The sequence below is a fragment of the Mesorhizobium sp. M0910 genome (genome assembly GCF_040319465.1).
Taxonomy (GTDB): Bacteria; Pseudomonadota; Alphaproteobacteria; order Rhizobiales; family Rhizobiaceae; genus Mesorhizobium.
Genome location: NZ_JAMYNZ010000004.1, coordinates 92,560 through 104,911 on the forward strand (window position 1 = coordinate 92,560; position 12,352 = coordinate 104,911).

Annotated in this window: 11 protein-coding genes, 1 other RNA gene and 1 pseudogene; 12 read left to right on the plus strand and 1 reads right to left on the minus strand. The window is 62.7% G+C overall.

Features of this window, described 5'->3' with window-relative positions:
* The first annotated feature begins 63 nt into the window (after window positions 1-63).
* From NKH78_RS11410 to NKH78_RS11430, 5 genes and pseudogenes are all read left to right on the plus strand, one after another.
* Complete coding sequence (locus NKH78_RS11410) at window positions 64-783, plus strand: TerB family tellurite resistance protein (protein WP_352740811.1); 720 nt, start codon at window positions 64-66, stop codon at window positions 781-783.
* Entirely contained in the window at window positions 780-1,547 is a 768-nt protein-coding gene (locus NKH78_RS11415; RefSeq protein ID WP_352740809.1) for an N-acetylmuramoyl-L-alanine amidase, read from the plus strand. The genes NKH78_RS11410 and NKH78_RS11415 overlap by 4 nt, the downstream gene beginning before the upstream one ends.
* A gap of 185 nt (window positions 1,548-1,732) precedes the next feature.
* Window positions 1,733-2,476: a lytic transglycosylase domain-containing protein gene (locus NKH78_RS11420; protein ID WP_352687560.1), complete on the plus strand. Its 744-nt coding sequence runs from the start codon at window positions 1,733-1,735 to the stop codon at window positions 2,474-2,476.
* Between the two features lie 59 nt (window positions 2,477-2,535).
* Window positions 2,536-2,934: RNase P RNA component class A (gene rnpB, locus NKH78_RS11425), an RNA gene on the plus strand.
* A 20-nt stretch (window positions 2,935-2,954) separates the two neighbouring features.
* Window positions 2,955-3,188: pseudogene (locus tag NKH78_RS11430) on the plus strand (type II toxin-antitoxin system RelE/ParE family toxin); the annotation flags it as partial.
* On the opposite strand, the gene NKH78_RS11435 reads toward NKH78_RS11430, so the two are convergent.
* Complete coding sequence (locus NKH78_RS11435; RefSeq protein ID WP_352687562.1) at window positions 3,168-4,283, minus strand: cystathionine gamma-lyase; 1,116 nt, start codon at window positions 4,281-4,283, stop codon at window positions 3,168-3,170. The pseudogene NKH78_RS11430 and the gene NKH78_RS11435 overlap by 21 nt on opposite strands.
* Window positions 4,284-4,688: 405 nt before the next feature.
* On the opposite strand from NKH78_RS11435, the gene mraZ reads away from it, so the two are divergent.
* From mraZ to mraY, 7 genes are read left to right on the plus strand one after another with little or no spacing between them, the layout of a single operon-like run.
* Complete coding sequence (mraZ, locus tag NKH78_RS11440; protein ID WP_352740808.1) at window positions 4,689-5,147, plus strand: division/cell wall cluster transcriptional repressor MraZ; 459 nt, start codon at window positions 4,689-4,691, stop codon at window positions 5,145-5,147.
* A complete protein-coding gene (gene rsmH / locus NKH78_RS11445; RefSeq protein WP_352687566.1) occupies window positions 5,144-6,175 on the plus strand; it encodes a 16S rRNA (cytosine(1402)-N(4))-methyltransferase RsmH in 1,032 nt (343 codons plus the stop codon). Before mraZ ends, rsmH begins: the two co-directional genes overlap by 4 nt.
* 4 nt (window positions 6,176-6,179) lie before the next feature.
* On the plus strand, window positions 6,180-6,557 hold the full coding sequence (ftsL, locus tag NKH78_RS11450; protein ID WP_254818995.1) for a cell division protein FtsL: 378 nt from the start codon (window positions 6,180-6,182) through the stop codon (window positions 6,555-6,557).
* Window positions 6,554-8,299: a peptidoglycan D,D-transpeptidase FtsI family protein gene (locus tag NKH78_RS11455; protein ID WP_352740806.1), complete on the plus strand. Its 1,746-nt coding sequence runs from the start codon at window positions 6,554-6,556 to the stop codon at window positions 8,297-8,299. The genes ftsL and NKH78_RS11455 overlap by 4 nt, the downstream gene beginning before the upstream one ends.
* A gap of 54 nt (window positions 8,300-8,353) precedes the next feature.
* Window positions 8,354-9,808 (plus strand): UDP-N-acetylmuramoyl-L-alanyl-D-glutamate--2,6-diaminopimelate ligase, encoded by a 1,455-nt coding sequence (locus tag NKH78_RS11460; protein ID WP_352687570.1) that lies wholly within the window; start codon window positions 8,354-8,356, stop codon window positions 9,806-9,808.
* Complete coding sequence (locus tag NKH78_RS11465; protein WP_352740804.1) at window positions 9,805-11,238, plus strand: UDP-N-acetylmuramoylalanyl-D-glutamyl-2,6-diaminopimelate--D-alanyl-D-alanine ligase; 1,434 nt, start codon at window positions 9,805-9,807, stop codon at window positions 11,236-11,238. The genes NKH78_RS11460 and NKH78_RS11465 overlap by 4 nt, the downstream gene beginning before the upstream one ends.
* 23 nt (window positions 11,239-11,261) lie before the next feature.
* Window positions 11,262-12,344: a phospho-N-acetylmuramoyl-pentapeptide-transferase gene (gene mraY, locus NKH78_RS11470; RefSeq protein ID WP_254818991.1), complete on the plus strand. Its 1,083-nt coding sequence runs from the start codon at window positions 11,262-11,264 to the stop codon at window positions 12,342-12,344.
* The last annotated feature ends 8 nt before the right edge of the window (window positions 12,345-12,352 follow it).

A 12,352-nucleotide genomic window follows, 5' to 3' on the forward strand; every position in this document is an offset into this window, starting at 1 on the left:
GGCCAGCCCCTGCGGCACTGTCTTGGCTTGATAGCGATGGGTGGTTGGTCCTATGAAGCCCCCATGTCGATTTGGGACCGCCTCGGCGACTTCGTCACACGCGTTTCATCTTCAGCGTCGTCAGGCGTCGCCGAAGTGGTCGAAGCCGTGCGTACGGTTTTCTCCGGCGATGCCGATTTGCGCCGGCGTGTCGCCTTCTCGGTGGCGATGATCGCGCTTTCGGCCAAGATGGCCAAGGCAGACGGCATCGTCACGCAAGACGAGGTGCGCGCCTTCCAGGAAATATTCGAGGTGCCGAAGGAACAGAGGCGCAATGTGGCGCGGCTCTACGATTTGGCCAAACGCGACATTGCCGGTTTCGAGACCTATGCCGAGCGGATGGCGCAGCTTTGCGGTTCGGGCCATACCAACTGCCTGATGCTCGAGGATATACTCGACGGGCTGTTCCACATTGCCAAGGCGGACGGGCTGGTGCATGAGCGCGAGGGCCAATTCCTGCACCGGATCGCCGAGATCTTCCGCATCGATGAGGCGCATTACCAGAGCATCCTGGCGCGGCATGTCGATCTGGGTGCCGCCGACCCCTATGTCGTGCTCGGCATCGAGCGTGGGAAGCCGTTCGAGGAGGTCCGCAGGCGCTACCGCAAGCTGGTTTCCGACAATCATCCGGACCGGCTGATCGCACGCGGCCTGCCGCAGGAATTCATCAAGATCGCGACGACCAGGCTGGCGGCGATCAACGCGGCCTATGAAATGATCGAGCGAGGCCTGCGGCACGCATGAGCGGCTTTCCGCCCGACGAGCCGAGCGCCGAGGTCAGGGTATCGCCGAATTTCGGGCCGCGGCGCGGGACGCCCGGACCCGATATGATCGTGCTGCACTACACCGGCATGGCAACCGGGGCCGCTGCCGAGGCATGGTTGTGCGATCCGGCAAGCGAGGTGTCGTCGCACTATCTGGTCCATGAGGACGGCCGCATTGTTCAGATGGTAAGGGAAAGCGACCGCGCCTGGCATGCCGGCAAGAGCTCGTGGTTCGGACAGAGCGACATCAACTCCTGCTCGATCGGCATCGAGATCGTCAATCCGGGACATACGCTCGGCTATCGCAACTTTCCAAAACCGCAGATCGACGCGGTGATCGGCCTGTGTGCCGGCATCGTCAAGCGCCATTCCGTTCCGGCGCAGCGGGTGCTCGCCCACTCCGACGTGGCACCGGGGCGCAAGGTCGATCCGGGCGAGAAGTTTCCATGGAAGGCCTTGTTTGCCGCCGGCATCGGCCATGTTGTGCCGGCAGCACCGATCCGGCGCGGCGCCGTGCTGAGGCCAGGCGATACCGGCGCCGATGTTGAGGCACTGCAGTCGATGCTGGCGCTTTATGGTTATGGCGTCGAGATCACCGGCGCTTTCGACCGGCAGACCGAAATCGTGGTCGAGGCATTTCAACGGCATTTCCGGCAGCGCTTGGTCGACGGCGTGGCTGACGGATCGACGATCCGCACGCTGGAAAGGCTGCTCGCTTCCGTAAGGATAGCCTCTCTCAAATAACCTTTTGCCAGATTAAAAGTTACAATCTGTTACTCAAAGTGACTTGCGTCGCCTTCTTTGGCGCCAATTCCGTCGTCAAAGGCGATCCGTACAGATTGTCGGACGTCTATCCCCCCAGATGTTCCGATGTTGATTGAGGGTATCTGCGCGAAGTTCTTTGTGCGGATCAAACAGAACAGGATCACATGCAGAAATTGACCGTTTTAACGGCAGCCATTGCTGCCGGCGTAATGACTTTTGCCTTCAGTGCGGCAAACAGCGCACCGCTGAGCCAGCGGGCCGATCAGGGCTTCAGTGCCGCAGCCGGCAAAACCGCCATGCCGAAGGGTGGTGCAAAAGTAGAGAAGACCGCCATCGCGAAAGTGGAAAAAGCGGCCGCGGTAAGGACGAAAAAGCCAGTCTCCGCGAAAAGGCCAACCGCTGCGAGAAAGACAATCGCCAAACAGCATGTGAAGCGTAACCGCAAACGCATCGACCGCATGGCAACGGCGTCAGTCGCTCCGAAGAGCAGGCCAGCGCCCCAGGCGGCGGTTGTCGGCGACAGCGGACAGTATTCGGCGATCATTGCGCGTTATGCCGCGAGCTATGGCGTGCCGGTGTCGCTCGCCAATGCCGTCATCAAGATCGAAAGCAACTACCAGCCGAACCAGGTCGGCAGCGCTGGCGAGATCGGCCTGATGCAGATCAAGCCGGCGACGGCAAGAATGATGGGCTATAGCGGTTCGGTTCAGGGTCTCTACGATCCCGATACCAACATCAAATACGGCATGAAGTACCTTGCCATGGCGCGGGATCTCGGCGGCGGCACGACCTGCGGCACGATCCTGAAATACAATGCCGGCCACGCCGCCACACGGATGAACCCGGTGTCCGCAGCCTATTGCGGCAAGGTCAAGGTGCAACTGGCAGCGCTTGGAGCGCCCGCCTGACAAGGGATAACTTGCTTTTTCGTTTGCGTTTTTGGGCCCGAACCCCTTTATACGCCTTGCCAGCTGGCCGGGCGGCCGCACCCGCGAAGCCGAAAGGCTGCGGGTGAGGAAAGTCCGGGCTCCATGGAGACACGGTGCCGGTTAATGGCCGGCGGGGGCGACCCCAGGGAAAGTGCCACAGAAAGCAAACCGCCACGATCCAATCGTGGCAAGGGTGAAAGGGTGGGGTAAGAGCCCACCGCGCGACTGGCAACAGGAGCGGCACGGTAAACCCCACCGGGAGCAAGACCGAATAGGGACGGTGCGAGGGGAAACCCTCGAGGGCTGTTTCCGGCTCACCGTCCGGGTAGGTTGCGTGAGGCGCATGGCAACATGCGCCCAAGATGAATGGCCGCCGCGTTCTCGCCCCGCAAGGGGCGAGGGCCATACAGAACCCGGCTTACAGGCCAGCTGGCAGTTTTCTACCCATGTCGCGCAAGACAGCGAGGCTGCGGCCGATCGGTTGCTCGATCAAATCGAAGCCCGCTGGCAGCAAGTGGCCACTTATCCCTTCTCAGCTGCGCCGCGCGAAGACATCGCGCCCGGCATCCGTCACCTGATCGTCGGCGAATACCTCACCCTGTATCGTGTCGTCGAAGAGGCGACCGAAATCGTTCGCATCCTCCACGGCCGGCGCAAGATCGACGCCGGCTCAGCCACCGATTGCATCTAGCGACGCCTCGATCGCTTGCCAAAGCTCTTCCACCGGCTCGCAGCCGACCGACAGGCGAACGAAGCCGGGCGGAACGGCATCTCCCCTTTTTGATCGCCGTTCGGCCGAGGTGTGCACGCCGCCGAACGATGTCGCGGCCTGCATCAAGGCGCAATTGTTGATGAAATCCTCGGCCTTGTCCTCCGAGGCGAGCACGAACGAGATGAGAAAGCCGAAGCGCTCCATCTGGGCGCGGGCAAGATTGTGCGATGGGTCGCTCTCCAGTCCCGGAAAGCGCAAGCCGCTGATCGCGCGATGGTTTTTCAGCTGTCGCGCTATCATTTCGGCGGAAGTGCACATGCGGTCGAAGCGCACGTCCAGCGTTTCGAGACCGCGATGCACCAGCCATGCCTCGAACGGCCCGGGGATGGCGCCCGACGTCTCGCGCCAGTCTGTCACCCTCGAGATAATGTCCGCGTCGCGGCTGGCGACATGGCCGAACAGCACATCGGAATGGCCGTTTGGTGCCTTGGTGTCGGCAGCAATGACGATATCGGCGCCGAGATCGAGCGGGCGCTGGCCGAAAGGTGTCATCGTCGTGTTGTCGACCACAAGCACCGCACCCGCTCTATGCACGGCTTCGGCGACGGCTGCGATGTCGCATATGTCCAGGCCTGGGTTGGCGGGTGTTTCGACGAAGGCAAGCCGATAGCCGTCGAAGCCGCCTTCGAGGAAGCTCGACGTCGGCCGGACATCGTAGGCAACGCCGAAGGATTTCAGAAAACGGTCTGCCAGCGCTCGCGTCGTATGATAACCGTCGGACGGCAGCAGGATACGGTCGCCGGCTTTGAGCAGGCCGAAAAATACCGCCGAGATGGCAGCCATTCCCGAGGGAAAGGCGACGCATGGGGCGTCTTCCAAATGCGCCAGCATCTGCTCGACCGCATCCCAGGTCGGATTGCTGAAGCGGCCATATTGATCGAAGCCGGTGGCGTCGCCGGGCGCATGAAAGATGGCGGCCATGGTCAGGGGCAAGGGGATCGGGTCGCCCTTGGCCAGCCCGCCGCGGCGCAGATGGGGAAGTGCTGCGGCGCGTGACTTGGCTGTATCGGACATGATTTCAAACCTCGTAACTGACCGGAAAAGGAGATGCCGAGGCTATGCGCGGCAGCGATCCGCAGCAAGTCGGCTCCGGTGGGCCACACGGCTCTAAACGCTTCGTTAGGCTTAATAGACGATAAAGACGGGAGTGCCGTCAAAGCTGCTCTCCCCAGTTGTGGCAGGCGCGTTTTGAAGACTGTTCCCGTTGACGCCCATAACACCCCATGATATCCCATTCCGATACTCAAGCCTTCGTTCCGTGTCAGGGTGAAGCGTACGCCAATCGGGCAGCCGCGGCGGCTGCGCGTTTGCCTGCGTTCGCCCGTCATAACGAAGTGGGTTTTGGACGCCGACCGGGCTGGGGCGGCGCGGACAGGAAGATGCAGAGGGGTGCGGCGGCGCAAGCGGCCGTAACGCGTAATGGACCGGTTTCTGTCGAACGCGGTGAACAGGATCGATGCGAAGGGACGGGTGTCCGTGCCGGCGCATTTCCGTGCCGTTGTGCAGAAACGCGGCTATTCGGAACTTTATGCGCTACGCTGCCTGGATCGCCCGGCGATGGATGTCGGTGGGCTCGACCTGCTCGATCGCTACGAGCAGCGCATCGCCCAGGAAGACCCGTTCCTGCAGACGGCGGACGACATGTCGTTCTTCTGCCATGGCGATGGAACGTTTCTGAAGCTCGACCAGGACGGCCGTATCACGATGACCGATTTCATTCGCGAGCATACCGGCATTTCAGCGGAAGTGGCCTTCGTTGGCCGCGGCAATTTCTTTCAGATCTGGGAGCCCGGACGGCTCAGCGCCTATGGGACGGAAACACGCGCCCGGCTTTTGCGGCTTCGGCAGGGGACGAAGCCCGGGGAGCGGCCGGAATGATGGCGGGCGACGGCGATGAAGTTCATGCCGCTGGCGGACCAGCCCGCCACATTCCGGTCCTCCTTGCCGAAGTTCTGGAGGTGCTGGCCCCGACAAAAGGCGAGGTGATCGTCGACGGCACGTTCGGTGCCGGCGGCTACACCAAGGCCATTCTGGCAAGCGGAGCCTCGGTCGTCGCCATCGACCGCGATCCGGATGCGATCGCGGCGGGGCGGGCCCTTGAACAGCAGTCCGGCGGCAAGCTCAGGCTTGTCCAGGCACCGTTCTCGACGCTCGACGAGCAGGTTGAAAGTGCCGATGGCGTCGTGCTCGACATCGGCATCTCCTCCATGCAGATCGACCAGCCGGAGCGCGGCTTTTCGTTCCGGGCCGATGGACCGCTCGACATGCGCATGGCGCAGGCGGGCCTGAGCGCCGCCGACGTCGTCAACACCTTCAAGGTGGGCGATCTCGCCCGCATCTTCGGTTTTCTTGGCGAGGAACGCCATGCCGGGCGCATCGCCCGCATGATCGAAAGCCGTCGCGAAAAACGCCCCTTCGAGCGCACGCTCGACCTTGCCGATGCCATCGAGACGCATATCGGTCGCGCGCCGAAAGACAAGATCCATCCGGCCACCCGCGTTTTCCAGGCGCTGCGCATCTTCGTCAATGACGAACTCGGCGAACTGGCCAAGGCGCTGTTTGCCGCCGAGCGCGTGCTGAAACCGGGCGGGCGGCTTGCCGTGGTGACCTTCCATTCCCTGGAGGACCGCATTGTCAAGCGCTTCATCGCCGACAGAGCCGATTCAGCGACCGGATCGCGGCATCTGCCCGAGGCCCAGGCGCGCACCGCCACCTTCACCAAGAAGGGCGGCGGCGTGACGCCTGGCGATGCCGAGATATCAGCAAATCCGCGGGCGCGCTCGGCAAGGCTGCGCGCTGCGATCCGTACAGAGGCGCCGGCGCGTGCCGGCGATTTTTCGATTTTCGGCCTGCCAAAACTGCCTGGCCCAAAGCTTCCCGGCGCCGATCGACCGGGAGAGAGGTGAGCACGTGTTTCGTACCAGCGACATAGTCCTGATCGCCGTCATGGTTTCGGCGGCTGCCCTGACCTACAAGACCAAGCGCGAGGCCGAGGAGCAACTGGCGGCAGTGCACAAGATCCAGGCGCAGATCCGTTATGAAGAGGACACGATCGACCTGCTCAAGGCGGACTGGAGCCTGCTTACCCAGCCGTCGCGCCTGCAAAAGCTCACCGAAATCTACAAATCGCAACTCGGACTCGAGCCGGTCAATGCGCGGCAGATCGTCGGGCTGGACGATCTGCCGGCGAAGCCCGTCAACATCGAGGACCTTTCATCGCAGCGGCTGGGCGGCATGGCCGATGTCGGCGGCAAGGATCCCGTGGTGACCGGAGGCATCATCCAATGATCAGTGGATTTCCAATCGCCGCCAGATTTCCAAAGGTTGGGAGGCTGCTGAAGCGCGGTTCGAAGCCCGGTGCGGGCGGATCGATCGTGGTCGAAGGCGCCCGCAAGGCGACCGGTGGCAAGGGAAGGACCCGCATCGTCATGACGATGGCGGTGTTCTTCGGCATCTATTCTACCATTGCCGGGCGGTTGGTCTATCTGGGTTTCCAGAATCCCGACCTGTCGGGCGGCCCGCAGAGCCGGGTGACGGCATCGCGACCCGACATCGTCGACCGTAACGGCGAAGTGCTGGCGACCGACATCAAGACGGCGTCGCTGTTTGCTGAGCCGCGCCGCATCGTCGATGCCGACGAGGCGATCGAAAAACTGTCGACGGTGCTTCCCGAGATCGACTACGAGCAGACATACAACAAGCTGAAGAGCGGCGCCGGCTTCGTCTGGCTGCAGCGGCAACTGACGCCGAAGCAGCAGGCCGACATCATGCAGCTCGGCATCCCCGGCTTCGGCTTCCGCACCGAAAAGCGCCGGTTCTATCCGGCCGGCGAAACCTCGTCCTACATTGTCGGCCTCACCAACATCGACAATCAGGGCATCTCCGGCATGGAGAAATACATAGACGAACAAGGCTTGAGCGACCTTCAGGCGTCGGGCCTGGCGGTGGCCAAGGATTTGAAACCGGTGCAGCTCTCGATCGACCTGCGCGTCCAGCATGTCGTGCGCGACGAGGTCGCCACCGGCATGGAAAAGTACGACGCGATCGCGGCGGGCGCCGTCGTGCTCAACGTCAAGACCGGCGAGGTGCTGGCGATGGCCTCCGTTCCGGATTTCGATCCGAACAACCCCTATAATGCGCAGGACAAGGACCGGCTCAACCGAATGTCCGCAGGCCTCTACGAAATGGGGTCGACCTTCAAGAGCTTCACCACCGCCATGGCGCTCGATTCCGGCAAGATAACGCTGCAAAGCCGCTTCGACGCGTCGCGCCCGATCAGGATCGGCCATCAAACCATCCATGATTTCCATGCCAAGGGCCGGATACTGTCAGTTCCGGAAGTGTTCATCTACTCGTCCAATATCGGTTCTGCCAAGGAAGCCGAAGCGGTTGGCATCGACGGACACCGCGAATTCCTGCATCGCCTGGGAATCCTCGAGAAGATGCAGACCGAACTGCCGGAAGTCGCTCGGCCGACCGAGCCCAAGGTCTGGAAGCAGGTCAATTCGATCACCATCGCCTTCGGCCACGGCGTGTCGACGACTCCGCTACAGACAGCGGTCGGCTGCGCCGCGCTGATGAATGGCGGCTATCTGATGGACCCAACCTTCCTGCCTCGCACGCAGGAGCAGGCGATGGCGGTGGCCAAGAAAGTGGTCAGCGACAAGACGGTCGAGGGCATGCGCTATCTCTATGCACTCAATGCCGAAAAGGGATCCGGTCGCAATGCACGGGTGCCAGGATACCGGGTGGGCGGCAAGACGGGAACGGCGGAGAAGGTCGTCAACGGCCGCTACTCGAAGGAAAAGAATTTCAACGCCTTCGTTGCAGCTTTCCCGATGGACGATCCGCAATACATAGTGCTTACGATCGCCGACGAACCGAAGCCGGAAAAGCCCGGCATGGGTGCTACGGCCGCCTCGAACGCGGGCATCATGGCTGCAAACATCATCCGACGTGCGGCTTCCATGCTTGGCGTGAAGCCAGATTTCAGCCATGAAAATGGTGCAACGCTGGTTTCCTATCAGTGATTCTTCGGGCGCGCCGGCAACTGCGCGCTATTTTGTTGCGATGAACGGGGTTCGATGAAGCTGAAAAATCTAGCCGGTATCCTGCCTGTCGATGGGACAGCTCCCTTCGACATGGAGGTTACAGGGATTTCGTCGGATTCCCGCCAGGTAACAGAGGGCATCGTCTTTTTCGCGCTCACCGGCTCCAAGGCGGATGGCGCAGCCTATGCAGCCGACGCCGCAAGCCGCGGCGCTGCAGCGATCGTGGTCGGCAAGGGGAGTGCGGTCGCCGGGCTGCCAGTTCCGGTTCTTGTCGTAGACGATCCGCGCCTTGCGCTGGCGCAGAGTGCGGCCCGTTATTTCGGCAAGCAACCGCAAACCATGGTCGCGGTGACCGGAACCAGCGGCAAGACCTCGGTCGCCGCATTCACCCGGCAGATATGGGAGCAGGCGGGTTTCGCCGCCGCCTCGATCGGCACGACCGGCGTGGTGGCGCCGGGCCGCAACGAATATGGCTCGCTGACCACGCCGGATCCGGTGGCATTGCACAGGCTGCTCAAGGAGCTGGCGGAGGCCGGCGTCACCCACGCCGCGATGGAAGCGTCCAGCCATGGCCTCGACCAGCGCCGGCTCGACGGCGTCAAGCTTACGGCCGGCGGCTTCACCAATCTCGGCCGCGACCATATGGACTATCATCCGACGGTCGAGGACTATCATCGCGCCAAATTGCGTCTGTTCGACGCGCTGCTGCCGAAGGGCGCGCCGGCCGTCATCTTTGCCGACGACCCGTGGTCGGAGCCGACGATCAAAGCGGCGCATGCAGCGGGACTGAACGTGCTGACGGTCGGACGCCACGGCGATTTCCTGCGGCTGAAGCGGGTCGAGCACGAGCGCCACCGCCAGCGCGCCGAGGTTGAAGCGGACGGCGTTCTCCATGAAGTCGACTTGCCGCTGGCTGGCGACTTCCAGATTGCAAATGCGCTGGTGTCGGCCGGCCTCGCCATTTCGACTGGAACATCTGTTGCCAAAGCCTTGATGGCGCTGGAGAAATTGAAGGGCGCGCCGGGACGGCTCGACCTTGTCGGGACGGCCGCCAACGGGGCGCCCGTCTATGTCGACTATGCTCATAAGCCGGATGCACTGGAAAACGTGCTGGCTTCGGTGCGCCCCTTTACCACCGGCCGCGTCATCGTCGTATTCGGTTGCGGCGGCGACCGCGACCGGGGCAAGCGGCCGATCATGGGCGAGATCGCCACGAGGCTGGCCGATGTCGTCATCGTCACCGACGACAATCCCCGCTCGGAAGTCCCCGAGACGATCCGCGCCGCGATCCTGGCGGCTGCACCGGGGGCGATCGAGATCGGCGACCGGCGCAAGGCCATCCACCAGGCAGTCGGGATGCTTCACGCCGGCGATACGCTGATCGTGGCCGGCAAGGGCCATGAGGAAGGCCAGACCATCGGTGCCGAGACGCTGCATTTTTCCGATCACGAGGAAGTTCGCTCGGCGCTCAGGGAGCAAGCGGCGTGAGCTATCTGTGGACCTCCGAGGCGCTGGTTGCCGCCATGGATGGCCGGCCGCTCGGTCCGATGCCTGAAGGCATCGCCGGCATTTCCATCGACAGCCGCAGCCTGCAGCCGGGAGACGCCTTCTTCGCCGTCAAGGGCGAGGCCATGGACGGCCATGATTTCGTCACCGCCGCCATCAAGGCGGGCGCCGGCGTGCTGGTCGTCGCCGAGGGCAAGCTGCCGTCGCTGGGGCGGCTGACGGCACCGATGATCGTCGTGGAGGATGTGCTCGTCGCGCTGGAAAAGCTCGGCGTTGCGGCGCGCGCACGCTCAAAGGCGAGGGTGATTGCCGTGACCGGATCGGCGGGCAAGACCACCACCAAGGAAGCCCTGCGCCACGCTCTCTCCGCGGTCGGTACCGTGCATGCATCGGCCCAGTCGTTTAACAATCACTGGGGTGTGCCGCTGACGCTGGCGCGCATGCCGCAGGTTTGCGATTTTGCCGTCTTCGAGATCGGCATGAACCATCCGGACGAGATCCGGCCTCTGGTCAAGATGGTCCGGCCGCATGTCGCCATCATTACGCTGATCGCGGCCGCTCACCTCGGCTTCTTCCGCAACCTGGATGAGATCGCCAAGGCCAAGGCAGAGGTTTTCGAGGGACTGGAACCCGGCGGTGCCGCCCTTCTCAACCGCGACGATGCGCGCTGGAAGCTGCTGGAGAAGATGGCGAAAGAGGCCGGCGTCGAGCATGTTTACGGATTCGGCGAGAATGCCCGGGCGACCTTCAAACTGATCAAATGCGAACTCGATGCCGATCATTCCGTGGTAACCGCCAAGATTGGCGGGCATGAGATCGTCGCCAGGATCGGCGCGCCGGGCCGCCATATGGTGCAGAATGTGCTGGCGGTGCTGGGTGCAGCGCATCTGGTCGGAGCCGACGTCACCAGGGTTGCGCAGGCGCTGGCCGATCTTTCGCCCGAACGCGGACGCGGCAAACGCTATATGTTGCGCCACCCCAAGGGGCCGATCACGCTGATCGACGAGAGCTACAACGCCAATCCGGCGTCGATGAGCGCTGCAATGGCGCTGCTCAACACGACGCCGGTGTCGGGCGAGGGCAGGCGCATTGCCGTGCTCGGCGATATGCTCGAGCTCGGCGGCCATTCGGCGAAATTGCATGCCGCCCTTGCGAACCTGATCGTCGGCACCGACACGCGCACAGTTTTTCTCGGCGGCCCGGAAATGCGGGCGCTGGCCGACGTTTTGCCCGGCGAGATCAGGACGGAGTACCGCGCCGGCGCGGAAGATCTGAAACCGGTGCTTCTGTCGGAGTTGAGGCCGGGCGACGTGGTTATGATCAAATCGTCGAAAGGCATCGGTTTTTCAAAACTGGTCGAGGCATTGCTCGGCAAGTTTCCGGCGGAAGCCACAAACAGCAGACAGACCTAGGATCGGTCCGGGGACGCAAGCGCATGTTAACACTGCTCGTCGAATTTGCGGACAAGATCTCGGTCTTCAACGTCTTCCGCTACATAACTTTCCGCACCGGCGGGGCACTGATCACGGCGGCGCTGATCGTGTTCATCTTCGGACCGACAATCATCAATTCGCTGAGGCTGCGGCAAGGCAAGGGACAGCCGATCCGCGCCGATGGGCCACAGACGCATTTCAAAAAGGCGGGAACGCCGACCATGGGCGGGCTGATGATCCTGTCCGGCATCATCGGTTCGTCACTGCTGTGGGCGAACCTGTCGAGCATCTACGTCTGGGTGGTGATGCTGGTGACGCTGGGGTTCGGCTCGATCGGCTTTTACGACGACTACCTCAAGGTGACGAAGCAATCGCATCTCGGCTTTTCCGGCAAAGCGCGGCTGGGGCTCGAATTTGCCATCGCAGGCATCGCCGCCTGGGTGATTATGCATAACGGCCAGGCGCCGTTCTCGTCATCGTTGACATTCCCTTTCGCCAAGGAGTTTCTCGTCAATCTCGGCTGGTTCTTCATCCCGTTCTCGTGCTTCGTCATCGTCGGCGCCGGCAATGCGGTGAACCTGACCGACGGCCTCGACGGACTGGCGATTGTGCCGATCATGATCGCGGCCGCGTCCTTCGGCGTCATCGCCTATCTCTCCGGCAACGCGGTATTCGCCGAATATCTTCAGATCCATTTCGTGCCCGGTACCGGCGAACTGGCGGTGGTCCTTGGAGCGGTGATCGGCGCCGGACTCGGCTTCCTGTGGTTCAATGCGCCGCCGGCGGCCATCTTCATGGGCGATACCGGCTCGCTGGCGCTGGGCGGGCTGATCGGCACGGTCGCGGTGGCGACCAAGCACGAGATCGTGCTGGTCATCGTCGGAGGCCTGTTCGTTGTCGAGATATTCTCGGTCATCATCCAGGTCGGCTATTTCAAGATGACCGGCAAGCGCGTCTTCCTGATGGCGCCGATCCACCATCATTTCGAAAAGCTCGGCTGGACCGAAAGCCAGGTGGTGATCCGCTTCTGGATCATCGCCGTCATCCTGGCGCTGGTCGGCCTGTCGACCCTGAAGCTCAGATAGGAGGCCGC